The 21,407-nt window shown below is 71.7% G+C and carries 20 protein-coding genes; 11 read left to right on the top strand and 9 right to left on the bottom strand.

The features are described from left to right. Window positions 1-20: 20 nt before the first annotated feature. Window positions 21-1,211, top strand: coding sequence for a 1-deoxy-D-xylulose-5-phosphate reductoisomerase (gene dxr, locus IEY63_RS03945; protein ID WP_189067629.1), 1,191 nt, complete (start codon window positions 21-23; stop codon window positions 1,209-1,211). Next, window positions 1,208-2,326, top strand: a complete 1,119-nt coding sequence (locus IEY63_RS03950) for a M50 family metallopeptidase (RefSeq protein ID WP_189067630.1) — start codon at window positions 1,208-1,210, stop codon at window positions 2,324-2,326. Before dxr ends, IEY63_RS03950 begins: the two co-directional genes overlap by 4 nt. A 72-nt stretch (window positions 2,327-2,398) precedes the next feature. On the opposite strand, the gene alr is transcribed toward IEY63_RS03950, so the two are convergent. After that, on the bottom strand, window positions 2,399-3,475 hold the full coding sequence (alr, locus tag IEY63_RS03955; RefSeq protein WP_189067631.1) for an alanine racemase: 1,077 nt from the start codon (window positions 3,473-3,475) through the stop codon (window positions 2,399-2,401). A gap of 95 nt (window positions 3,476-3,570) precedes the next feature. Between alr and IEY63_RS03960 the strand changes: the two genes are divergently transcribed. After that, window positions 3,571-5,511: a hypothetical protein gene (locus IEY63_RS03960; protein ID WP_229784459.1), complete on the top strand. Its 1,941-nt coding sequence runs from the start codon at window positions 3,571-3,573 to the stop codon at window positions 5,509-5,511. A gap of 92 nt (window positions 5,512-5,603) precedes the next feature. Next, entirely contained in the window at window positions 5,604-6,020 is a 417-nt protein-coding gene (locus tag IEY63_RS03965; RefSeq protein ID WP_189067633.1) for a hypothetical protein, read from the top strand. A 57-nt stretch (window positions 6,021-6,077) separates the two neighbouring features. Here IEY63_RS03965 and IEY63_RS03970 read toward each other — a convergent pair whose 3' ends face one another. Both IEY63_RS03970 and IEY63_RS03975 read right to left on the bottom strand, forming a co-directional pair. Continuing rightward, window positions 6,078-6,788 carry an ABC transporter ATP-binding protein gene (locus IEY63_RS03970; RefSeq protein ID WP_373290881.1) on the bottom strand — a complete coding sequence of 237 codons (711 nt, stop codon included), beginning with the start codon at window positions 6,786-6,788 and terminating at the stop codon, window positions 6,078-6,080. A 1-nt stretch (window position 6,789) separates the two neighbouring features. After that, window positions 6,790-7,950 carry an ABC transporter permease gene (locus tag IEY63_RS03975; protein WP_189067634.1) on the bottom strand — a complete coding sequence of 387 codons (1,161 nt, stop codon included), beginning with the start codon at window positions 7,948-7,950 and terminating at the stop codon, window positions 6,790-6,792. 151 nt (window positions 7,951-8,101) lie between these two features. Here IEY63_RS03975 and IEY63_RS03980 point away from each other — a divergent pair, with 151 nt between their 5' ends. Beyond that, a complete protein-coding gene (locus IEY63_RS03980) occupies window positions 8,102-9,337 on the top strand; it encodes a DUF4127 family protein (protein ID WP_229784460.1) in 1,236 nt (411 codons plus the stop codon). Between the two features lie 9 nt (window positions 9,338-9,346). On the opposite strand, the gene IEY63_RS03985 is transcribed toward IEY63_RS03980, so the two are convergent. Genes IEY63_RS03985 through proB form a run of 3 tightly spaced genes read right to left on the bottom strand, consistent with a single transcriptional unit; the run spans window position 9,347 to window position 12,089 of the window. Further along, window positions 9,347-10,234: a DMT family transporter gene (locus IEY63_RS03985; protein ID WP_229784461.1), complete on the bottom strand. Its 888-nt coding sequence runs from the start codon at window positions 10,232-10,234 to the stop codon at window positions 9,347-9,349. Further along, window positions 10,231-10,974, bottom strand: coding sequence for a glucodextranase DOMON-like domain-containing protein (locus IEY63_RS03990; protein ID WP_229784462.1), 744 nt, complete (start codon window positions 10,972-10,974; stop codon window positions 10,231-10,233). Before IEY63_RS03990 ends, IEY63_RS03985 begins: the two co-directional genes overlap by 4 nt. Before the next feature lie 23 nt (window positions 10,975-10,997). Then, window positions 10,998-12,089, bottom strand: a complete 1,092-nt coding sequence (proB, locus tag IEY63_RS03995) for a glutamate 5-kinase (RefSeq protein ID WP_189067636.1) — start codon at window positions 12,087-12,089, stop codon at window positions 10,998-11,000. Between the two features lie 100 nt (window positions 12,090-12,189). Here proB and IEY63_RS04000 point away from each other — a divergent pair, with 100 nt between their 5' ends. After that, on the top strand, window positions 12,190-12,858 hold the full coding sequence (locus tag IEY63_RS04000) for a hypothetical protein (RefSeq protein ID WP_189067637.1): 669 nt from the start codon (window positions 12,190-12,192) through the stop codon (window positions 12,856-12,858). Between the two features lie 139 nt (window positions 12,859-12,997). Here IEY63_RS04000 and IEY63_RS04005 read toward each other — a convergent pair whose 3' ends face one another. After that, the gene (locus IEY63_RS04005) at window positions 12,998-13,660 is read right to left on the bottom strand and encodes a TetR/AcrR family transcriptional regulator (protein ID WP_189067638.1); all 663 of its coding nucleotides are present in this window, start codon (window positions 13,658-13,660) and stop codon (window positions 12,998-13,000) included. A 196-nt stretch (window positions 13,661-13,856) separates the two neighbouring features. Here IEY63_RS04005 and IEY63_RS04010 point away from each other — a divergent pair, with 196 nt between their 5' ends. Then, the gene (locus IEY63_RS04010) at window positions 13,857-14,732 is read left to right on the top strand and encodes a bifunctional 5,10-methylenetetrahydrofolate dehydrogenase/5,10-methenyltetrahydrofolate cyclohydrolase (protein ID WP_189067639.1); all 876 of its coding nucleotides are present in this window, start codon (window positions 13,857-13,859) and stop codon (window positions 14,730-14,732) included. 53 nt (window positions 14,733-14,785) lie between these two features. Here IEY63_RS04010 and IEY63_RS04015 read toward each other — a convergent pair whose 3' ends face one another. Then, a complete protein-coding gene (locus IEY63_RS04015; RefSeq protein ID WP_189067640.1) occupies window positions 14,786-15,598 on the bottom strand; it encodes a GNAT family N-acetyltransferase in 813 nt (270 codons plus the stop codon). Window positions 15,599-15,687: 89 nt separating this feature from the next. Continuing rightward, the gene (locus tag IEY63_RS04020; RefSeq protein WP_189067641.1) at window positions 15,688-17,022 is read right to left on the bottom strand and encodes a M28 family metallopeptidase; all 1,335 of its coding nucleotides are present in this window, start codon (window positions 17,020-17,022) and stop codon (window positions 15,688-15,690) included. 71 nt (window positions 17,023-17,093) lie between these two features. Here IEY63_RS04020 and lepA point away from each other — a divergent pair, with 71 nt between their 5' ends. The 4 genes from lepA (at window position 17,094) to IEY63_RS04040 (ending at window position 21,366) form a co-directional block, all read left to right on the top strand. After that, a complete protein-coding gene (gene lepA, locus IEY63_RS04025; RefSeq protein ID WP_308425106.1) occupies window positions 17,094-18,914 on the top strand; it encodes a translation elongation factor 4 in 1,821 nt (606 codons plus the stop codon). A gap of 200 nt (window positions 18,915-19,114) precedes the next feature. Beyond that, the gene (locus IEY63_RS04030) at window positions 19,115-20,182 is read left to right on the top strand and encodes a sensor histidine kinase (protein ID WP_189067643.1); all 1,068 of its coding nucleotides are present in this window, start codon (window positions 19,115-19,117) and stop codon (window positions 20,180-20,182) included. Continuing rightward, complete coding sequence (locus tag IEY63_RS04035; protein ID WP_189067644.1) at window positions 20,179-20,763, top strand: response regulator transcription factor; 585 nt, start codon at window positions 20,179-20,181, stop codon at window positions 20,761-20,763. The genes IEY63_RS04030 and IEY63_RS04035 overlap by 4 nt, the downstream gene beginning before the upstream one ends. A gap of 99 nt (window positions 20,764-20,862) precedes the next feature. Then, complete coding sequence (locus IEY63_RS04040; protein ID WP_189067645.1) at window positions 20,863-21,366, top strand: hypothetical protein; 504 nt, start codon at window positions 20,863-20,865, stop codon at window positions 21,364-21,366. Window positions 21,367-21,407: the final 41 nt, after the last annotated feature.

Genomic DNA, 21,407 nt, shown 5'->3' on the forward strand with positions numbered 1-21,407 from the left:
CGTCGTCTAGCATGCGGGGGATGAGTCTTTCCGAGGGTGCGGGGCGCGGGATCGTGGTGCTGGGCAGTACCGGCAGCATCGGCACGCAGACGCTGGACGTGGCGCGGGAGCGCGGCTGGCGGGTGACGGCGCTGGCCGCCGGGCGCAACCTGGAGCTGCTGGCCGCGCAGGTGCGGGAGTTCCAGCCCGAACTGGTCAGCGTGGACGCGGGCGTGCTGGCGCAGGCGCGGGAGGCGCTGCCGGGCGTGCGCGTGATCGCCGACCCGGCCGAGGTGGCGGGCGTGCCGACCGGGGTGGTCGTGAACGCCATGAGCGGCCTGATCGGCCTGTCGCCCACCCGCGCGGCGCTGGAGGCCGGGCAGGCGGTGGCGCTGGCCACCAAGGAGGCGATGGTCACCGCCGCACACCTGATGTGGGAGGCAGCCTCGCTGGGCGGCGGGCGCGTGGTGCCGATCGATTCCGAGCACACCGGGGTGTTCCAGTGCCTGACGGGCGAGGACATGGCGGACGTGGCCGAGGTGATCCTCACGGCGTCCGGCGGGCCGTTCCGCGAGGGCCCGGCCGACCTGAGCGGCGTGACGCCCGAGCAGGCCCTGCGGCACCCGTCGTGGAGCATGGGCCCGAAGGTCACGATCGACAGCGCCACTTTGATGAACAAGGGGTTGGAGGTCATGGAGTGCGCCAGCCTGTACGGCTTGCCGCTGTCGCAGGTGGGCGTGGTGGTGCACCCGCAGAGCCTGATCCACGCGGCGGTGCGCTTCCGCGACGGGAGCCTGAAGGCGCAGTTCGGCCCGACCGACATGCGCCTGCCCATCGCGTACGCCGTGGACGCCGCGCCGACCGGCATGACGCGCCCCGGGGACGTGCGCGGCGCGCGACGCGGGCGCGAGGTGGGCACGCACCTGGGCTGGCCGATGCGCGGCACCTGGGAGTTCCGCGAGCCGGACCTGGACCGCTTCCCGTGCCTGGGCCTCGCGTACCGCGCCGGGGAGGCCGGGGGGCTGCTGCCGGTCGCGCTGAACGCTGCCGACGAGGTGGCGGTGGACGCCTTCCTGGCCGGGCAGATCGGCTTCACGAACATCCCCAAGCTGCTGGAACGGGTGCTGGACGATACGCCCGCCGGGACCCTGACCTGGGACACGCTGGCCGAGACGGACGCCTGGGCGCGGGCGCGGGCGCGCGAACTCGCAGGCGCGGGGGTGCAGGCGTGAACGTCGTGCAGGGCATCGCGGCGGCTCTGACGCCGCTGGGCCTGCTGTGGACAGTGCTGATCATCGGCGTGGCGACGTTCCTGCACGAACTGGCGCACTACGCGCTGGCGCGGCGGCAGGGCGTGGCGGTGCACTCCTTCAGCGTGGGGATGGGCCCGGTGCTGCTGCGGCGCATGTGGCGCGGCACCGAGTGGCGCCTGAGCCTGCTGCCCATCGGCGGGTACGTGGAGATCGACGGCATGTCCCCCGAGGAGGACGGCCAGGGCGGCTACCGCCAGCCCACGCGCGGCTTTGCGGCGCTGCCGGTGTGGGGCAAGGTGGCGATCCTGCTGGCCGGGCCGCTGACGAACCTGCTGCTGGCGATCGGCCTGATGACCGTGTCGTTCAGTTCGCAGGGCGTCGCGGTGCCCGACCGCGCCCGCATCGAGGAGGTCGTGCCCGGCAGCCGCGCGCAGACGCTGGTCCTGCGCGTGGGAGACGTCATCACCGCCATTGACGGGCAGGACATCCCGGAGACCGCGCAGGTGAACGGGCAGACGGTGGCCGGGTGGGAGGGCGTGCGGGACGTGCTGACGAAGGCCGGCCCCCATACCTTCACGGTGGTGCGCGATGGGCAGAGTCGCGACGTGCGCTTCGACTGGACCCCCACCGTCGGCGGCCAGAAACAGCTGCTGGGCATCCGCTACGCGCCGGACGTGCAGCCCGTCAGTGTCGGCGCGGCGTTCGTGCGCGCGTGGCAGGTGACCGGTGAGGCTGTCCCGCAGGTCATCAAGTCCTTCGCGGGGCTGTTTCAGCGCTTCTTCACCCTGAACTTCACCCGCGACGAGAACGTGAGTGGGCCCATCGGCACCGCCGAGATCGTCTCCCGCGCCGCCGCCGTCAGCCCCTGGGCCCTGGTGCAGGTCGCGATCCTGCTGAACCTGTCCCTGGCATTCTTCAACCTGATCCCCATCCCCGGCCTGGACGGCGGGCGCATCGTGCTGGCGTTCGTGGGCGCGCTGCGCGGCCGCCCGCTGACCTTCCAGCAGGAGCAGGCGATCAACTTCGCGGGCTTCGCGTTCGTGATGCTCCTGATGGCCTTCGTGGTCGTCCGGGACGTCAGCCGCTTCTTCTGAGTCAGCCGGAAAAGGGGCGACCGGATGTCCTCCGGTCGCCCCTTTTCCGCAGATCTCGGGTGAGGACAGTCTTCAGGGGGCGACGCGCCGCTCGATGCGGTCGCCGAGGCCGGTCAGGACCTCGTATTCGATGGTATCGCCCCAGGCGGCGACGTCGGTGACGGTCAGATCGTGGGCGTTCCAGAGGATGACGGGGTCGCCCACCTGCACGGTCAGGCCGGTCACGTCCACCATGAGCTGATCCATGCAGATGCGGCCCAGGACGGGGCGGCGCTGGCCCGCGACGAGGACCTGGGCGTGGCCGGTGGCATTGCGGGGGTACCCGTCGGCGTAGCCGATGCCGACGGTCGCGACCCGGGTGTCCTGCTGGGCGCGCCACAGGCCGTTGTAACTGACGGTTTCGCCCGCGTGGGCGGTGTGCAGATGCGTGACCTGCGCGGTGAGGGTCATGACCGGGCGCAGGGGGAGCACGTCGCGCAGGTGCGCGGGGGCGAAGCCGTAGGAGGCGAGGCCGGGCCGGGCGAGGCGCATGCCGGGCAGCGCCCCGAAGGACAGGATGCCGCCGCCGTTGGACGCGTGGGCCAGCAGGGGCTGCGGCGTGGCGGGCAGGGCGTTCAGCACGGTCTGGAAGCGGCGCAGCTGTTCGTGCGCGAAGCTCAGGTCCGGTTCGTCGGCGGTGGCGAAGTGGGTGTACGCGCCTTCGAGCTGGCCGCGTTCCGCGAGGCGGGTGCCGACCCGGATGGCCTCTTCGGGGCGGGCGCCCAGGCGGTTCATGCCGGTGTCCACCTTCAGGTGCGCGCGGGCGTGGGCGGGCAGGGCGTCAGCCTCGGCCAGTGAGGCGACGGGCAACCGGACACCCAGGTCGGCCAGGACGGGCACCTCTGTGGGGGTGGGTGGGGTGAGGAGCAGCACGGGCCGCCCGGTGTCCAGCGCGGCGACCTGCGCGGCCTCGCGGGGCGTGGCGACCGCGAGGCCCCACACGTCCGGGTGGCGGGCGGCCAGGGTGACCACCTCGCGCAGGCCGTGCCCGTAGGCGTTGGCTTTCACGGGCAGCAGCAGCGGCACGCCGGCGCGGCGGGACAGGTGCGTGAGGTTGCTGTGCAGGGCAGATTCGGAGATGTGGGCGTGGGCGCGGGCGGCGAGGGTCATCGCCCGCGATGCTACCCCCGGGGGCTGTCCGGTGGGGCTCAGGTGTCCAGCCGGGACGGGCCTGTATCCTCTTCTCAGCGATGCCCAGCCTACCGATGACTGTCCGTGCCGTTTCCGTCCGCCTCGCGGTCCTGAGTGGCCTGCTGCTGCTCGCCGCGCCCGCCGCCGCGCAGACCGGCGGGACCCTGCCGCTCGTGTCCGTGGGGGACAAGTGGCCGCAGGCGCAGGAGACGTACGTGATCCGCGTGTCCGCGCAGGACGCCGGGAAACCCCTGGGGCTGGAGGTCTACTCCCCCACCTTCAACCTCGCGGACTACGTGGATGGCCGCCGCGCGGAGGGCTACTTCGGGGATGAGCTGTACGCGAAGAACGAGCCGTTCGAGACGACCTTCACCCTGACCGGCCCTGGCGGGACGGTGCTGGAGCGGCGCTTCAGCCTGAACCGCGAGCACACCTGGGACAGCCTGTTCAGCGGCGGCCTGAGCGCCGGGACGTACACCCTGAAGGTGACCAGTAAGGGCAACGGGAAGAACTCGTTCGCGCTGCGCGTGGCGGATCCCTTCCGGCTGGAGACGAGCGACTTCAGCGTGAACGCCCGCTCGACCGACGAGGACGCGCTGTTGGCCGCGCGCGTGAACGTCACCGCCGACTGGGTGGGCAGGACCCTGGGCCTGCTGAACTACGACGTGGACGGCCCGCAGGAGGCCGAGATCTGGGCGGTGCAGCCCGGCGGGGCGCGCGTGAACCTCACGCCCAGCGAGAACGGGCGCACAGCCACCGACGCGTTCCGCATCACGCCCGAACTGGTGGGCGAGTGGCAGCTGTACATCCGGGTGCTGAAGACCACGAAGCAGTACAGCAACGCGATCCGCTTCTCGTTCCGCCTGAACGACCAGCCCATCACGGGCAGTGTGGGGGGCTTCGTGGTGCCGGGCGGCGCGAAGATCGCCAACCAGCTGCTGGTGGACGTGGTGGACCCGCAGGGCCGCCCGATTCCCGGCGCGTCATACGCGCTGGTTGGGGACGCGGTGGTGCGGCCGGTGCTGCCCGGCGGGTACGTGCCGGTCAGCAGCACCCTGATCCAGGGCACGGGCAACATCGTCTCACCCACCGAGGTGCGCTACCAGCCGGGCTTCACGAAGATCCGGTTCGTGGCCCGCCCGCCGCAGGGGCAGCTTCAGGTGGAGGCCGTGGCCGTGTACGCCGGGCAGCGCATCCCGCTGCCGGGTCTGCCATTCCAGGTGGGCGGGCAGACGCTGAACACGCCCGCGACGGTGCCGCTCGCGCCGGGCGAGTACCCGGTCACGCCGAGCAGCCTGCCGGGCAGCACCGTCACCCCGCCCCCGGCGGGCCGCGTGACGGACAGCGGCACCGAACGTGTGACCATCGAGTACCGCGTGCTGACGGACGTGACGCTCGTGACCTCGCCGGACATCCTGAACGTGTGCGACGTGACGCAGCTGACGGCACTGGCGAAGACAGACTTCCCGTACCGCCTGCCCGGGAAACTCAGCCTGAACCTGCCCACCGGCTGGACGACCGATTACCCGCTGGAGGCGAACGGTGACTTCAGTCAGGGCGTGCCGCTGCGCCTGAAGGTACCGGTCCGGGTGTGCCGCAGCGACACGGCCGAGGCGGTGCTCGACCCGGTGGGGCTGCGCACGACCGGGCAGGCGCGGGTCCGCAACCCGGGCGGCGCGAACGTGACCCGGAACGTGCAGGGCGGCGCGCGCGCCAGCCTGTCCAAGACGGTCGAGGCCGCCGCACCGGGGCAGGGGTACGTGGTGACGCTGGTGTTCACCGTGGACAGCAACCTGGAGAACGTACGCCTGATCGACCCGCTGCCTGCGGGCTCGGCAGCGGTGCGTGGACCCCTGCAGGTGCAGGGCCCGAGCCTAGCGAACCTGAACCCGCAGCTGGACGGGGACGCGATCGTGCTCACGCGAGTGATTCCCGGCACGTACACACTGACGTATACGCTCTCCACCGATCAGCCGGCGGACCGGGTGGTCACCGCACCCGACCTCAGCTGGTAGACCACAGCGCCCTGAGGACTAGCTCGGCTGGGTGAATGGGCCGTGAGTCAGGTGTTCACCCTTCCGGGCTTCTTCTCAGGTACACTCCTCTCATGAAGCGTTTCGTGCTGTGCCTGCCGCTGCTGCTGGCGGCCTGTGGGTTCTCACCTCGGGTTCCGCCGACGGTGGGCGACCTGCTGAGCGCGCCCACGGCGCTGAACGTGGGCGGCCAAGTCGTGACCCTGGACTCGGCGTCCGCCAGTGGCGCCGGCGGCTTCGGCGTGAAGGTGCGCCTGAACTCCCGGGACGCGCTGCCCGCGCTGAAGCTGGACGGGGTGTTCGTGGTGAGCGGCACGGACCTGTGGAAGTCCCCGCTGCGCTCATCGGGCGCGCAGGGCAGCGCGTTCGGCCGGTCCGGTGCGAGCGTGCAGCCGGGCGAGACGGTGCAGGTCGTGGTGCGCCTGCGGGACGCGCAGGGCCGCCCCCTGTGGCTGCGCGACGGCGAAACCCGCGTAGGCACGGCCCCCTGACCAGAAACCAGTAAGCGCGGCCCGGACATCTCATCCGTGCCGCGCTTCTGTGTAGGGTCAGCCGGGCGTGACCACCCCGTCGCGCACGCTGAGGTGATGGTCGGCCTGCGCGGCAATGTCGCGGTCGTGGGTGATCAGCACGACCGTGCGGCCCGCGTCGGCCGCGCCGCGCAGCAGCGCCAGGATGCGCTCACCGGTGCGGGTATCGAGGTTCCCGGTGGGTTCGTCGGCCAGCAGCACGCCCGGATTCCCGGCCAGCGCGCGGGCGATGGCGACGCGCTGCGCCTCCCCGCCGGACAGCTGGCTGGGCAGGTGATCGGCGCGGCGCTCCAGGCCGACCAGGGCCAGCAATTCGCGGGCGCGGGCCTGCCGGTCACGGGGGGGCAGGCCCGCCAGGGTCAGGGGGAATTCGACGTTCTCCTGCGCGCTGAGAATGCTCACGAGGTTGTGGTTCTGGAACACGAAGCCGTAGTGCCGCAGCCGCAGGTCGGCGCGGCTGGTCTCACTCAGGGCGGTGAGGTCGGTGTCGCCGACCTGCACGTGGCCGGTGGTGGGCGTGTCGAAGCCCGCCAGGAGGTTCAGCAGGGTGCTCTTGCCGCTGCCCGAGGGGCCCACGACGGCGGTCAGGCCGGGCGGGAAGGCATGCGTGAAGGGTGCCAGGGCCTGCACCTGCCCGTCCCCGCTGGGGTACACGCGCGACAGGTTGTGAACGCTCAGGGTGGGCGTGGTGGCAGTGCTGCTGGCCAGCGTGGTCATGGTGGCGGTCATGTCAGACCCTCCCGAGGGCGTCGGTGATGCTCAGGCGACTGGCGTTCCGGGCGGGCAGCAGGCCCGAGAGCAGACCCAGCAGGAAGCTGATGCCCAGCGCGAGCAGCGTCAGGCGGGGTGTGAGGGCCGCCGCGTCGATCCCGGCGAGCTGCTGGGTGTACAGATTCACGACCACGATGCCCACGAGCCCCAGCAGGACGCCGCCCACGCCACCCACCAAGGACAGCAGAAGCGACTCGGCCAGCACCAGCGCGCGCACGAACGCGGGCCGCGCCCCGATGGCGCGCAGCGTGGCGAACTCGCGGGTGCGTTCAAACACGCCCATCATGACGGTGTTCGCGACCGCCAGTCCGCCCACAATGAGTGCAATCAGGGAGATGCCGAAGCGCACGGCGTCGCTGATGCGCAGCGCCCGCTCGATGAAGCTCAGGAAGTCCGACTGCGTGGCGGCCTCCAGGTTCAGGCGGTCACTGATGCTCGTGGCGACCGCGCGGGCCTGCCGGGGGTCGTTCAGTTTCACGGCGACCAGCGACACGCGGCCCTCGGCGCCCTCGCTGCGCTGCAGAGGCGTCAGCGGCATGAAGATGAAGTTGTCCACCAGCCCGGACTGCGGCGCCAGCACGCCCACGACCTTCACGCTGGCGCGGCGGTTGAGGTTCAGGGTGCTGCCCAGGCCCAGCCGCAGGTTCTGCGCGGCCTTGGCGCCGACGACGGCCGCGCCGGTCTGCTCGTCGGCGGGGAGCAGCAGGCGGCCCTGGGCGAGCGCCGTATTCGGGAAGACCGCGCCGATCCCGCCGCTGGCGGGCAGGCCGTACAGCACGACGCTCTGGGTGGGGTCCAGGCCGCCCCGCACGGCCATCACGACCGGCGTGACCGTCTGGAGGCCCAGTTCCGGCGCGAGCGCCTGGAGCTGCCCCACGGTGTCCTGCGGGAGGTTCGGGTGCAGCGCCAGTCCCTGCGAGAGCGGCGTGAGGCTCACCTGGATGTCCGGGCCGATGCCGCCCAGTTCGCTGGTGAACACCTTGCGGATGCCCTCGCCCAGGGACAGGAAGATCACCATGCTGGCGACCGCCACCGTGATGCCCAGCGCGGTCAGGAAGGTGCGCACCCGGCGGCGGGTCAGGCCGCGCCACGCGAGTCGCCACAGGTCACTGGCTTTCATGAGGTTCAGGCTACCCGCGCGGGGGCGGGACAGGTGGCATGCCCGCGTACAGAGCCCGCGCCGGACTCCATGAAACACCCAGCGGGTCCTCACGGGTGGCCGCTAGGGTCGTGGCACGATGCGCCGCACCTCTCCCCTTCTGAAGGCCCTCATGCCCCTCGCGCTGCTGGGCGCGGCGGACGCGCAGACGCTGCTGCCCCTGGATTCCCGCCCCGCCACGCGGGTGCTGCCCGCCCTGATAGGGGGTCTGCGCGGCGACGTCCTGCGCGTGCCGGACGCGGCGCTGCTGGGTACGGCGGCGCGCGGCGCGGACCCGGCGGCGCTGGGCGCGTGGCTGGACGCGCAGCCGCGCACGGGGCCGCTGATCGTGTCGCTGGACGCCCTGGCGTACGGGGGGCTGGTGCAGTCCCGCACGAGCCCGCTGACGGCGCAGGAGGCGCTGGCGCGGCTGGAGCCGCTGCGCACCTGGACCGAGCGGACGGGCCAGCCGGTGTACGCGTTCGTCACGCTGCCGCGCGAGCCAGACGCCACCGACCGCGCGCGCAATCTGGAGGTCGTGCGCGCCGTGATCGGCTGGGCGCGCGAGGGCCGCCTGAAGGAACTGGACGTCACCTGGGACGACGCGCTGCCCGGCAGTCCCGCCCCGCAGGAGGGCGCCGCGCTGGCGCAGGACGCCCCGGCGAACGTGCGCGTGTACCCCGGCGCGGACGAGGTACTGTCCATGCTGACCGCCCGCGCCCTGGCCCCGGAGGCGGCGACGGTCCGAGTGGAGTACAGCGATCCCGACGCGGCGAAGCAGGTCATGAAGTACGAGGGGATTCCCCTGACGCAGAGTGCCGCCAACCACGCGCAGGGCAGCGGCTTTCAGGTGGTGGAGGGCAGGGCCGACCTGACGCTGTACGTGTTCAACGGCGGCGACCCGCGCCGCGCGGCCCTGCGGGTCAGCAGCCTGCTGCGCGCCGGGCGGGTCGCGGTGGCGGACGTGGCGCAGGTGAACCTGGGCAACCCACGCTTCTGGTCGGACCTGCGCACGTTGCGCCAGCACGCCAACCTCCAGGCGCTGGCGGCGTGGGGGACGCCGGGGAACAACCTCGGCACGGCGCTGGCGCACGCGAAACTGGCGCGCGGGGCCGACCCGGTGCGGCAGGACGCCCTGCTGGCCCGCGAGTTCGCCAACGACGTGATCTACAGCTCCGAGGTGCGCGCGCAGCTGCGCAGGCTGATTCCCGAAGCGCAGCTGAACACCCCGCAGGCGCAGGAGGCCCTGATGCAGCTGGCCAGCGGGTTCTTCCCGCTGCGCGTGGGGGACACGTACACCCTGAGCGGCGCGGATCTCCCGTGGGGCCGCTCGTTCGAGTGGGACTTCACACTGGATCAGCAGCCCTGAGGGCGCGCGTCACTCGGCGGCGGGGTGGCGTTCGGTGTCGCTGGGCCCCACGCTCAGGAGCAGGGCCGCGCCGATTACCAGGACAGCGCCCAGCAGGGCCAGCGCGGAGAGCCGCTCGCCGAACAACAGGGCGGCCAGTGTGGCGGCCACGACGGGTTCCAGGCTGGCGATGACACTGGCGCGCGTGGCGGGCAGGCGCTTGAGACCCCAGGAGTACGCGAGGTACGCGAGGTACGTGCTGAACACCGCGATGGCACTCAGGCTGCCCCACGCGCCCGGCGTCTTGGCGGTGAACGGCACGAACGGCAGCAGCACGAGCGCCCCCACCGGGAGGGCCACGGCAAGCAGCGCGGGCGGCTCGAAGCGGGTGAAAAACGCCTTGCCGTACAGATAGTACAGGCTGTACGTGAATCCGGCCGTCAGGCCCCAGGCGAGCGCGGCGGGCGTGACGGTCACGCCCTGCCCACCACCCAGGCTGATCAGGGCAATGCCGCCCAGCGTGCCGGCCACGGCCAGCAGTTCGCGCCCCCCCAGGCGCTCGCGCAGGAACGCCCAGCCCATCACGGCGACGAAGGCGGGCGCGGTGTACAGCAGCACGCTGGCCAGGCTGGCCCCCCCGGCCCGCACGGCCAGCTGGTAGGAGCCGTAGAAGATGCTGACGCCCGCCACGCCGAACGCGGCCGTGATCAGCAGGTCCCGGCCGCGCGGGAGCCGGGCGCGGATCAGGGCGGCGTGCACGGCGTACAGGGCCCCGCCCAGCGCGGCGCGCCAGAACGCGACCTCCAGCGGGTTCAGCCCGGCGGCCTGCGCCTGCTTGCCCAGAATGCCCAGCAGGCCCCACAGGACGGCCGCGATCAGGATCAGCAGCGGGGCGGGCAGGGCGGGCCGCGTGCTCACGCTGTGCGGGAGCTCAGGCGGCGCCAGACGAACACGGTGGCGATCACGGTGAGCAGCGCGCCCACGACGCCCAGCGTGAGCAGACCGAGGCCCAGCAGGTCACGGGTCTCCCCCACCGGGGCGAGCGTGCCGCGCGTGTAGGCCTGCTGGTCGCCACTGGCCGCCATGACGTCCACGGGCACCGGCGCGTCCGCGCGGCCCGCCTGGAGCGCCGTCGGACCTGAACTGGTGGTGGGGCGCAGCACGCCGTCGCTGGTCAGGGGGGAGTACACGCTGTTCATCACCCAGTACCCGTACGGGCCGTCAGGCAGCGCGGTGGCCACCACCAGTTGCGTGCCGGACACGGTCACGGTCGGGGCGGCCAGGGGCCGCTCCTCGCCCTGCGTGTTCACCTCGGTCAGGGTGCTGCCGCTGGGGGACACGCGCAGGTGGTACTGCCAGCCGCCGCCGCTGGTGCGCAGGCCGCTGTCCCCCAGTTTCGTCTGGCCGCCCAGCGCGCCTTTCACGTAGATGTCCGTGACGCCTGCGCTGAAGCCGCCGGGCGCGTTCCAGGGGTTGCCCATCTGGCCGTATGTGACGGTGAACTGCATGCCCTGGGGCGTGCCGCGGACGTCCAGCGCGCGCAGGTCCAGCATGTCCGGGGTGAAGGCGGGGCGGGTGGGCAGGACGTACCCGCCGTCCCCGCGGGCGTCGCCGGACGGGTCGGTGAGTTGAGTCTGGGAGGCGAGCAGGGCCAGCACGCCCGGCAGTATAGAGGCGGCGTTCACAGCCGCACGAGGTCGTCGCGGTGCACGGCTTCCGGCCCGTACGTGTAGCCCAGCAGCGCCTCGGTGGCGCTGGAGTGCTGCCCGATCAGCTTGAGCAGGTCCGCCGAGGCGTAGCGGCTCAGGCCGCGCGCGAGTTCCTGTCCGTCCGGGCCCAGCAGGCGGATGGTGTGCCCCCGCCCGAAGCGGCCCTGCACGCCCGTGATGCCCGCCGGCAGCAGGCTCGCGCCGCGCTCGGAGACGGCGCGGGCAGCCCCGGCGTCCAGGGTGACGCTCCCGGCGGCGATCTCCGCGAGAATCCAGCGTTTGCGCGCTTCGAGGCGGGACCCGGCGGCCAGGAAGCGCGTGCCGATGCTCTCGCCGTCCAGCAGGCGGGTCAGGACGTCCCGGGCGTCGCCGGGCGCGATCACGACCGGGGTGCCCGCGCGGGTGGCGATCTCCGCGGCCTGAATCTTGGTGTGCATGCCGCCGGTCCCGCGGTGCGACCCGGCCCCCCCGGCGCGCGCCCAGACTTCAGGCGTCACGCGCTCCACGACGGGAATCAGCGTGGCGCCGGGGTCGCGGCGCGGGTCGGCGGTGTACAGGCCGGGCGCGTCGGTCAGGATGACCAGCAGGTCGGCCTCCACGAGGTTCGCGACGAACGCGGACAGCGTGTCGTTGTCCCCCACCTTCAGCTGTTCCAGTGCCACGGCGTCGTTCTCGTTGATGACGGGCATCACGCCGCGCGTCAGGCAGGCGTCCAGGGTGGTGCGGGCGTTCAGGTACCGCGTCCGGTCCCGGAAATCGTCCGCGGTGAGCAGCACCTGCGCGACCGGCAGGCCGTACAGGTCAGCCAGCTGCGCGTACGTGTGCATCAGCCGCCCCTGTCCCACCGCGGCCAGCAGCTGCTTTTCCGCCAGGGTCCGGTCGCGGGGCGGGAAGCCCAGCGCCTCCCAGCCGGCCAGGACGGCGCCGCTGGTGACCAGGACGACCTCATGCCCGGCCTCGCGCGCGGCGGCCAGGGTGCGGATCAGGTCCACCAGGCGGGGGCGGTGCAGGCGGTCCGTGCCTGCCGTGAGAACGCTGGTGCCGAGTTTCAGAACGACGCGCATACCGCGCCCAGCATACGGGCGCCCTGGCCCCCGCCGGGCAGGGCTGTGCAGCCGGGCCGCCCCTCGCGCGGGTGGGTGGGCATGCGGCACACTGATGGGCGTGCCCCGATTCCTGCGCCGCGCGTGCCCTGCCGTCCTGCTGAGCCTCCTGGCGCTGGCGTCGGCGCAGGCGGGTCCGCAGGCGGCCCTGGGTCCGGTGCGGGGCGTGCAGCTGTTCCTGACGGACTTCCAGCCGCCCGCGGCGGAGGCGTCGCTGCTGGCGCTGGCGCGGCGTGAGCAGCTCAGCTGGTCGGCCACGCAGAACCTGTTTGCCGTGCAGATCACCGACGAGACGAATCACTTCCTGGACTGGCGGGGCAGCAGCGACGCGGGCGGGCGGGTGTTCACGACCGTGCGGGCCGCCACGTACGGTCAGGGCCGCCGGGCGCTGCTGGTCCTGAACCGCGAGTGGTGCCGCGCCGGGGCGTGCCAGCAGCGCACCACCTTTGGCTGGCTGGACGCGCAGGGTCTGCGCGCCGTGCCGGAGGCCGACGTGATTCAGCTGATCCGTGACCAGGATTTCATGGTGGGTGCCGCGCCCGCGTGCCTGCGTGGCGTGACGCTGGGCGTGCAGTACGTCCCGTCACGGCAGGGCACGGCCCTGACGGTGCTGCCGGTCGTCCCGGAGGCCGCGCGGCAGGCCTGCGCCGGGGCGGGCGTCAACCTGACCTCGACGCTACGAGCCCTGCGGATGACCTGGGTGGCCGGGGTGGGTAAGTTCCGCTGGTAGCCCTCGGGGACGGGGCAGTTCACTGGGCCTACCGGGCGCCTCCCGGATCAGGCGGCGGCCCGCGTCTCCCTGCCCGCCGTACAGAAAGCTCCGGGCCTGATCAGGCCCGGAGCTTCTGGGTGATGAGCGGAGCCGGAGTTCAGACGGCGGCGGCGCGGGCGTCCTGCGCGGCAAGCTGCTCAATGATGCCGCGCAGCGCCAGTTCGAATTCGGCGCGGTACTCGCCGGGCATTTCCTCGCGGGGCTGGCCGGTCTTGGGGTCCAGGCCGGGCAGGGACTCGCGGAACTGCTGCCACCCGATGGCCAGCGCGTACAGGTGACGCAGCAGGCGCAGCGTGATGGGCGCGCTGAACGGCATGTGCGCCACGAGGCGGTGCAGCTGACTGTCGAGTTCCCGGCGGAATTCCAGGCCCAGTTCGGGGCGGACATTGCGTTCCAGGACGGTGCCCAGCAGCACCAGCAGGCGCCGCAGGGGGGTCAGGGCGTCGGCGGAGTCCAGGAGGACCTCGGTGATCTGCTGGGGCGTGCGGGGCTGGCGCTCGATCAGCAGGTCGCTCGTGCGGGTGATCCACGCCTGGAGGTGTTCAGTGAGGAGGGCCAGGAACAGTTCCTCCTTGGTGTCGAAGTACAGGTACAGGGTGCCTTTGGCGAGTTTGGCCTCGCGCGCGACCTGGTTCATGCTGAGTTCCGCGTAGGTGGTGGTGGTCCACAGGCGCTCGGCGGCGCGCAGGATGTCGTCGCGGCGCTGGTTCTTCTCTTCGGCGCTGCGGGCGCGGGCGGGTCGGTTGGTCTCGGAAGGCATCAGGCTAGACCATAGCCACGTGAATTTTCTGACGCTGTGAAGCACTTCACGCTATCCCCCCCCAGGGGATGTCATCCCCCCCAAGTGCCCCCGACAGCCGCGCCGACCCCGCCGGGCGGGTATGCTGGGCCGGTGCCTTCCCCCGTGGAAGCGGTTCGCCCTCCGGCCCGACTCGCCTGCGTTCCTGGATTTCATCATGACTGACTCTTCTCTTCCCGCCGCGCGTTCCCTGCCCGGCAAACCCCGCGCGGACCACGTCACCCGGCAGGTCCGCGCCGACCTGAGCAGCTGGGACTTCCAGCCTCACCTCGTGAGCGTCCTGGCCTCCGGTGACCCGGCCAGCCGCGTGTACGTGGACAGCAAGGCCCGGCAGGCCAAGCGGCTGGGCGTGCGCTTCACGGTGCGCGACCTGGGCCCTCAGGCCACGCAGGAGAACCTGCACGCCACGCTGCACGCCCTGTCCAGCGACCCGGACGTGCACGGCATCATGCTGGAATTGCCGCTGGCCGCGCCCCTGGATGCGGACGCGGCGCTGCTGCACCTGACGGCCCGCAAGGACATCGAGGGCCTGAGCCCCGCGAACCTCGCCCTGATTGCCGCTGGGCGTGAAAGCGAGGCGCTGCTGCCCCCCACGCCCCGCTCCATCCGGTTTCTGCTGCGCGAGGCGCTGGGCGACGACCTGCGCGGCGCGCGGGTGGCCGTGGTGGGGCCGGGCCGCACGGTGGGCCGCCCCCTGACCTTCATGCTGAACAACCGCGGCGTGACGGTCACGCTGTGCAACGAGCACACCCGGGACTTGCCAGGTGTGCTGGCCGCGCAGGACGCCGTGGTGGTCGCGGTGGGCCGCGCGAGCCTGCTGCGCGCCGGGCACGTGCTGCCACATCACGTGGTGATCGACGCGGGCATCAACGTCCCCGCTGACGGGAGCGGCGTGGTGGGCGACGCCGAGGCGAACCTGCCCGTGCGCGCCCAGACGCCCGTGCCCGGCGGGGTGGGCCCGCTGACGAGCGCGCTGATGTACCAGAACCTCGTGCGGGCCGTGAAGTTGCAGCGCGGCGAACCGGTCGAGTAACTGCCGAACCCGGAGTGGGACCCAGGCAGACGCGCCGGGTTCCCCTCCTGCCGTCACTCTGCCGGGCGCCTTTCCAGGGCGACCTGCACCTCAGTGGGCGTGAACCCCACGCTCTCGTACAGGCGCTGCGCGTGGTAGTCCGGGTCAGCCACGATGACCAGCGTGCGGCTCCCCAGCCGCTCCCGGGCCCACTCCCCCGCGTGGTGGACCAGGGTGCCCGCCAGGCCGCGTGAGCGGGCGTCCGGGTGCGTCTCGACATTCTGGTAGCGGGCCACCCCGTCCCCCGCGTCGAAGATCCCCAGGCCTGACAACATCTGCCCGTGGTCATCGAACGCACCGAGCATTGCCCCGTGCCCGGCGGCCTGCGCGGCGCGGTACGCGGCCAGCTTACGCGTGGCGAATTCGCGGTAGCCATGCGGCTCGTGCCCGTGCGGATCGGCGGCATTGACCGCCTCACGCAGGGCCAGGGCACTGTCCCAATCAGCGTCTGTGTCCAGCACGCGCATTGTCGCGTCGCGGTTCAGGCGGCGGGGCGGGTGGGTCCGCGCGGCGGTCAGGACCGTGTCGGCCCGCACGTCGTACCCGGCGGCCCTGAACTCATCAGCGGCCGGGCCGCTCAGGGCGGGTCCGGGCACGTCCACACCGAAGACCCGGTGCGCGGCGTGCGGGTGCTCGCGCGTGAAGGCCGCCGCCCAGGCTGAAAGGTCACCGGGGGCGGGCAGTGCGGGCATCAGCAGAAAGTTCCCCCACCAGAAGGTGGGGTTGGCGGGCGACCGGACGACCGTGCAGGTGGGGCCGCGCTGCACGGCGCTGCCCTCCTGGCGGCGCAGCGCGACGTCCGTGAAGTACGCGAGGGAACGGGACATGCCGCTCAGGCTAGCGGGCAGCGCGGGGCGCCGACCTCCGCCAGATGGCGTGTCCGGCCCCGCCGGGCCAGCGCCGCGTCAAGGCCGGGTCAGTGACAGTCGCGTCCGGTCAGGCCGCACTCGGCGCGGGGTGTGAACGGCGCGGCGGACACCGCCTGCCCGATGATCCAGGCGGTGTGCGCTGCGTCCTGCACGAGGCCAGTGTTCAGGGTGGTGTCCTGCGCGGTGTGGTAGTGGCGGTCCACACCGCGGTGCAGGAACGCGGCGGGAATGCGGACGGCCTTGAATGACGCGTGGTCGCTCAGGCCCGTGGTGCCCAGGCTGCGGCCGAAGGTCTCGCGGGTGGACTGGGCGTCGTCCCTGAACTCGCGCAGGCCGGGCCGGGCAGCGCGGATCAGGGGCAGCAGGTCCTCGGTGGCGGCCACGCCCAGCGGCTGGGCGTTCACGCCGACCATGTCGAGGTTGATCATGGCGCGGGTCTGCTCCATGGGGTAGGCGTACTGCCGCACGAACTGGCGGCTGCCGTTCAGGCCGAGTTCCTCCGCGTCGAAGAGCGCGAACCAGGCGCGTTCCGCGTCCGGGGTGCCCGCGGCGCGGCGGGCCAGGGCGAGGACGGCCAGGACGCCGCTGGCGTTGTCGTTCGCGCCGGGCGCGCCGGGCACACTGTCGAGGTGCGCGCCGTAGATAACCTGGGGCTGGCCGTCCACGCGCCGGGCCACGAGGTTGGCCGCCTGCGTTGCTTCCTCATGGGTGCGGGTGGTGAACGTGACGGTCTGCCCGACCTGCCGGCTGAGCGCGGCGCCCGCCTCGCGCGTCAGGACCAGCAGGGGCAGCGGCGTGCCCGGCGCGCGGGACAGGGCGGTCGGACGGGCGCAGTCGTCGATGATCGCCACGCCGAAGGCGCCCTGGTCGATCAGGGCGGCCGTGAACGGGCCCCAGGGCCGCGTGGGGCAGGAGGTCACCACCAGTTTCATCTGGAGGTCCAGGCCTTCGAGTTGCGCGTCGCTGGCGTCGCCGGGCACGCGCACCAGATCGCCCTGCTGGTCGGACCCCTGCGAGCCGTACAGCGTGCGCCCCGTCAGGTTCAGACCGTCCGGGCCGGTCACGGTGGCGCCGCCGTCCGCCCAGACGTTCACCGGGAAGGCGTCCCGGGTCACGTGGTAGCCCAACGCCGTGAGCTGCGCCTGCGCCCAGTCCAGGGTGCGGTCATGCCCGGGGGTGCCGGGCGTGCGCGGCCCGAACGCCTTCAAGGTCGCCCAGTCTCCCGCGACGGTGCCCTGACGCGCGGCGGGCTGCACCGGTGGATTGACGGGTCGGGTGGCCCAGCCGTACCCCCACCAGGCCAGCGCCGCCACGCCAAGCGCCGGCAGGATGAGCTTCCAGGCGGGAACGGCGGGCCGGGTGGGCAGGGCGCGGGGGGACATACTGCCTTCTTGATACGCCGCCGGGGCGGGCCGGGTTGCCTCAGGTGTGGGCCCGGGGCGCGGGTCACTGCATGCTTACCATGCGCCGCGCTAGACTGCGGGTTGTGAACGTCAGGAACTTCTCGATCATCGCCCATGTGGACCACGGGAAATCCACCCTCGCGGACCGCATTCTGGAGCGGCTGGGCGCCATGTCCGAACGGGACAAGCGCGACCAGACGCTCGACACGCTGGAACTGGAACGCGAGCGTGGCATCACCATTAAGTCCACCCCGGTCCGCCTCACGTACAAGCGTGAGAACGGGGAGGAGTACACCTTCAACCTGATCGACACGCCCGGCCACGTGGACTTCAACTACGAGGTCTCCCGGTCGCTGGCGGCGTGCGAGGGCGTGCTGCTGCTCGTGGACGCCTCGCAGGGCGTCGAGGCGCAGACGATCGTGAACGCGTACCTCGCCATTGACAGCAACCTGGAGATCGTGCCGGTCATCAACAAGATCGACCTGCCTGCCGCTGACCCCGAAGGGGCCGCGCAGGAGCTCGAGGAAGTGATTGGGATTCCCGCGTCGGACGCCGTGTTCGCGTCCGGCAAGGCCGGGATCGGCATTCCCGAGATCCTGGAGGCCATCGTGGAGCGCATCCCCGCGCCCAGCGGTGATCCCGAGGCGCCGCTGAAGGCGCTGATCTTCGACTCGTTCTTCGACGCGTACCAGGGCGTGATCCTGTTCGTGCGGGTGCTGGAAGGCACCCTGAACCCCAAGGATCAGATCCGTCTGATGAACGCCGGGAAGAACTTCGAGGTGGACAAGGTCGGCACGTTCAGCCCCGGGCTGGTCGTGGGCGATTCGCTCCCGGCCGGTGCAGTCGGCTGGGTGGCGGCGGGCATCAAGGACATTCAGGACGCGCAGGTGGGCGACACCCTGACCGGCCGTGAGCGGCAGACGGCCGAACCGTTCCCCGGCTTCAAGCCCGCGCAGCCCGTGGTGTTCTCGGGCCTGTACCCCACCGACACCGAGGACTACCGCAAGCTGCGCGACGCGCTGGAGAAGCTGAAGCTGAACGACGCGGCGTTCTCCTTCGAGCCGGAAACGTCCGAGGCGCTTGGCTTCGGGTTCCGCTGCGGCTTCCTGGGCCTGCTGCACGCCGAGATCATCCAGGAGCGCCTGGAGCGCGAGTACGACCTGGACCTGATCGCCACGGCGCCCGCCGTGGTGTACCGCGTGACCCTCACGAACGGTGAGGTGTTCGAGACGCAGAACCCGGCCGAGTTCCCCACCCGGGACCGCATCACGACCGTCGAGGAACCGTACATCAAGCTGAGCATCATGCTGCCCGAGGACTACGTGGGGCCGGTCATGCAGCTGCTTCAGGAGCGCCGCGGTTCTATGATCACCATGAACTACGTCGGCAAGCGCGTGGAGCTGCTGTACGAGGTGCCGTTCGCGGAGATCCTGTACGACTTCCACGACCGCCTCAAGAGCATCAGCCGCGGGTACGCCAGCATGGACTACGAGCAGCTCGGGTACCGCGAGGGCGACCTGCGCAAGGTCGACATCATGGTGAACAACGAGGTCATCGACGCGCTGGCCGTGATCGTGCACGAGACCAAGACGTACGGACTGGGCCGCAAGATCGTGGACAAGATGGCCGACGTGATCCCCCGCCAGATGTTCCCCGTGCCGGTACAGGCCGTGATTGGCGGGAAGATCATCGCGCGCGCCACCGTGAAGGCCTTCCGCAAGGACGTGCTCGCCAAGTGCTACGGCGGGGATATCAGCCGTAAGAAGAAGCTGCTGGAAAAGCAGAAGAAGGGCCGCGCCCGCATGAAGCAGTTCGGCACGGTCGAGGTGCCGCAGGAAGCGTTCCTGGCGGTGCTCAGCACCGAGGAGTAAGCCGCTGAAGGCGCGCAGGGGAGGGTGGCCATGATGCCACCCTCCCCTCCTTTTTGGCGGCCGGTCACCGGTCAGGCGGCACCGGGCGGCGGGCCCCGTGCCCCCGGGAGGGGGTGGGCCCCGCCCCCCATTACGCTGGGGGTGGGGGATTGACAGGCGCGTGATGGTTCTGTCAGAGGGGGGCCCTTACCCTGGGGGCCATGAGCACCGGGTCACCTCTGACCGCGCCCCGCTCCCTCCGGGGCCTGCGGGTGCGGACGACCCTGCGCGCGCAGTTCACCACCGTGATCTTCCTGCTGGCGTTCCTGCCGAACATCGTCATGACCCTGATGGCTCAGCCGGCCCTGCCCAGCGTGCAGATCTTCGCGTGGATGGTGCTGGTCGGCGCGACGTGCGGACTGGTGGGCTTCGTGCTCAGCGGGGCGCTGCTCACGTCCGTCAGTCGCCTGCGGGCCGAGGTGATGAGCGGGCAGTTCGGTGAGGCCCACCGGGACGACCCCACCGAGATTGTGTCGCTGCGCGCGGCCTTCACGGACCTGCTGGGCCGCCTGAGCACCGAGCAGGCGCGCCGCAACGCGTTCATGGCGACGCTGGTGCATGACCTGAAAACCCCCCTGATTGCCACGGGGCACCTCACGAAGATCATCACGACCCTGCCCGTCCCGGAGGACGAGCGCCGCATGATGGGCGAGCAGATCCAGGCGGAAACGGCGCGGCTGCTGGGGCTGGTGCAGCAGATGGCTGACGCGCACCGCTTCGAGCAGGAGCACGTGCAGGTCCGCGTCGCCCCGACCGACCTGCGCACCCTGCTGGACGAGGTGGCAGGCCGCGTGGACGCCCAGGCGCAGGAACGCGGCGTGCAGATCAGCGTCCACGGGCGTGGCATGGCCGCCGCCGACGCGCCAATCCTGGAGCGCGCCGTGCTGAATCTGGTGGTGAACGCGCTGCGGTACGCCCGCTCCCAGGTGACCCTGGCGGTCACGCCGTCCGGCCTGACCGTCACCGACGACGGCCCGGGCCTGCCCGCCCCACTCGATGACCTGGCCCAGCCGTTCAACGCGCAGCCCACCACCATCGCCGGGAAGCAGTACACGGCCGGCACGGCGGGGCTGGGGCTGTTCATCGTGCGCCGAATTGCGCAGGCGCACGGCGGGGACCTGCAATACGACCGCGTGCCCACCCCGCCTCCTGAGCCCCCTGACCCGCCTGACCTGCACCCATCCATCCTGACGCGCTTTACTCTGTCCCTCCCGGAGGTTCAACCATGAGACTAGTCATCGCCGACGACCACCCCCTCTTCCGCATGGGCCTGAAGTACGCCCTGATTCACCAGGGGTTCGACGTGGTCGCCGAGGCCAGCGACGGCCTGGCCGCCCTGGAAGCCTGCCGGGCGCTGCAACCCGACGCGGCGCTGCTGGACGTGAAGATGCCCGGCATGACCGGCATTGAGGTCTGCGAGCGCCTGCGGCAGAGCAACCCGCGCGTGGTGAGCGTCCTGATCACGACGTTCGCCGAGCCGGCCATCGTGCAGGCCGCCCGCGCCGCCGGAGCGCGCGGTTACGTCAGCAAGGAAACCGACCCGGAGAGTCTCGCGCGGCAGCTGCGGGACATCGTCGCGAACCCCGAGATTGACCGGCTGCCGCACGTGGACGTGCCGCGCCTGACGCCCCGCGAATCCGAGGTGCTGCCGCTGCTGGCCCAGGGCTACAGCAACAAGGAAATTGCGAAGAACCTGGGCGTCAGCCCCGACACGGTCAAGGATCACCTGGCGCGTCTGTACGCGAAGCTGGACGCCGGGGACCGGACCGAGGCCGTCAGCCGCGCCCGTAGCATCGGCCTGCTGCACTAGGCCGCCCCCTCTGCGCGCCGCCCCTCCCCCACCGGGGGCGCGGGGCGGCGCGCTTCATGTGCGGCAGATGGCGGGCTGAGCGGCGCCTACACTTGCGGGGTGAAGATCCTGAATTCCCTCCTGGTGGCCGCGTTCCTGTCGGGTGCGGCCGCCGCCCAGTCGACTGCCACTCAGACTCCATCCACCGACCTTCCGCGTGGGACGACCGTGTGGGTGAACACCGGCACGGAGATCATCCTGCTGCCCGCACTGGGGCTGTCCGTGAGTGTCCCGGTTGGGAGCGTGGACGTGCGCGGCAGCGTGGGCACCATGTTCCTCCCGTTCGCCGCTGACGGTGTGAATGGGCCGACCAGCCTGCCCGTTTTTGCCAGTGTGGACGCGCTGCTCAACTTTCCACAGGGGCCCGTGAACGTCTACGCGGGCCCGGGCATTGGGACCGTCAGTGGCCAGGCGCTGCTGCTCAATGCCACGGCGGGTGTGCGGGGCGAGTTCCGTCAGAGCCAGCTGGGCTGGTTCTCTGAGGCGAAACTGCGTGGGTACGTCATGGACGGCAGTTCCGTGATCCTGCCGGGTCTGCACCTGGGCGTGACGTACCGCTTCTAAACCTCTCGCGTGTCCTGGGGTGGGCCGCCTGTACCCTGCGG

The sequence above is a fragment of the Deinococcus radiotolerans genome (assembly GCF_014647435.1).
GTDB classification, from domain to species: Bacteria; Deinococcota; Deinococci; order Deinococcales; family Deinococcaceae; genus Deinococcus; species Deinococcus radiotolerans.